3 protein-coding genes are annotated in these 1,880 nt (G+C 59.6%); all 3 read left to right on the top strand.

From position 1 onward, the window contains the following. Window positions 1-1,058 (top strand): hypothetical protein (locus tag MJD61_04910; GenBank protein MCG8554617.1); only part of this gene is annotated, 1,058 nt, incomplete at its 5' end. A 137-nt stretch (window positions 1,059-1,195) separates the two neighbouring features. Continuing rightward, window positions 1,196-1,477: a hypothetical protein gene (locus MJD61_04915; protein ID MCG8554618.1), complete on the top strand. Its 282-nt coding sequence runs from the start codon at window positions 1,196-1,198 to the stop codon at window positions 1,475-1,477. A 137-nt stretch (window positions 1,478-1,614) separates the two neighbouring features. Next, window positions 1,615-1,880 (top strand): hypothetical protein (locus MJD61_04920; protein ID MCG8554619.1); only part of this gene is annotated, 266 nt, incomplete at its 3' end.

Genomic DNA, 1,880 nt, shown 5'->3' on the forward strand with positions numbered 1-1,880 from the left:
ACGCGAGCGACCCGAACCGCCCCAAGACCCGACTCGGCTACACCGGCCACGAGCACTTCAACAAGCTCGGCCTCGTGAACATGAAGGGCAGAATCTACGACGCGCATATGGGGAGGTTTTTGACGCCGGACCCGTTTGTGCCGGAGCCGGGCAACAGCCAGTCCTGGAATCGGTATAGCTATGTGGGTAACAATCCACTGAATTGGGTGGATCCGAGCGGGTTTACGCCGTGTGAGAGCGACCCCGAGAAGTGTGTCAAGCAAAGAGATGGCGGCGGCGGGGGCGGGGGCGCAGGCTCGGTCGATGTGGCGGTTATCGAGCATTCCGGTTGGGTGTACGTGGGCGAGACACAGAGAAGTGACGGCGGAGGCCTTCAACCTACCTATGGGTCTACCGGCTCAGGATCGGGTGCGAATGACCCGCCTGGAGGAATCAACAGCGGTGCACCCATCGGCTTCAGCGGCACCTTCGGTGATGGGGGCTATGCCGAACCGGGAGATGGCCCCAACACAGGCAAGGCGCCCATCTTGGGCGAGGTCCCAGGCGGCGGGGATAGGTTTGACCCGGCACAAGCGAACATGGTGAAGCCTGCCGTTGAAATCGCTAAGAAGCTGGCAAATCTGCTCGTTCCATATCTCAAGCGGCTCAAGGAACAGGCCACCAAGGTCATCTCCAAGCAGGCCAAAGCGATCCGAGATGCGATTAGAACAGCGAGAGAGGCAGGGGATAAGGGAGCCGCAAGGGGGATAGGGCTTGGGATAAGAAACACGTCGACCGTGGTTCGGACGGCCTCTGAGGCCTACAAGGGTACGACTCGAGTTGGACATGCTCTTTCCAAGCATGCCGGTCGAAGATCTGACATCTGGGGCAAGGTCACAGGTAACCAGTCCACTTGGCACGGGCAAGGAATGAAGCACTTCCGAGACATCATGAGAGGGCCGGGTAGCTTCCAGCGAGTCACTAATAGCCAGGGCACGACTTTCTTGGAGAAGCGCTTGGCTGATGGTCGTGGGATGCGACTTCAGTTCGACTACAGGTTCAAGGGGTTCATTGACTGATGACTTCCATGGAAAGCGAGCTACTCGAGCTAGTGTTCGAGAAGCTGGACGTGCGGACGGCGACAACGGTTGCGCAGACCGTTGTAGGGTCGATAGTCGGTCCACCCACTAAGGGTCATGGCGTACGTGAGATTGAGATGAAGTCGCTTTCGCTTGGCGAGGGTGTAGTGCTCGGCGATGTCCATGTGCGCTGCCTTCGGTACGATGGTGACTTCTATGATGTCGAGATAAACTTCCGACTGAAGGATAGCGTCGCACCTTCGACCAAAGCGTTGGTGGAGGCGCTCCACGCCTTCGCGTGTCGATTGGCCGATCACGCGGGAGTCGAGAGTTACTTTGCAGGACTCGAGCCTGCGGCCGACGAGGACACACGCATCTTCACGGGAAAGGACGAGGGGCCTTACTATCGACTGGCGTAGCAGATCAGCAGCGGTTGTGACTATGCGCATGCTCTCGGCCGTCAAGATTCGATGAAGTGGCCGGTCCCCCTGGAGCGCGGTACCTAAGGGTCCGCCAACCTTAGCAACGCGTTCTAGGACGCAAGGAGGGACCGACCATGTTGCATGTAGCCATCGATCTAGGCTCGAAGCAATCCCAAGTATGTGTACGCGACGCCCAAGGCAAGATAGTCGAAGAGGGTCCACACGATGATCGAGAAGATCCGCACCGGAGTGAAATCGTGACGCGGGAGGACACGGAGGCGCGACGCTGGCGGAGGCCACGGTTTGCGGAGCTGGGAGCCGGCCACGGAACCGGGTTAGCCGGCGACCGACGAACACTGGATGCGGGCAGCAGCCCGAAACGCATGGCGGCCCCGGGGTG

The organism is Pseudomonadota bacterium, assembly GCA_022361155.1.
Lineage (GTDB): Bacteria > Myxococcota_A > Polyangia > Polyangiales > JAKSBK01 > JAKSBK01.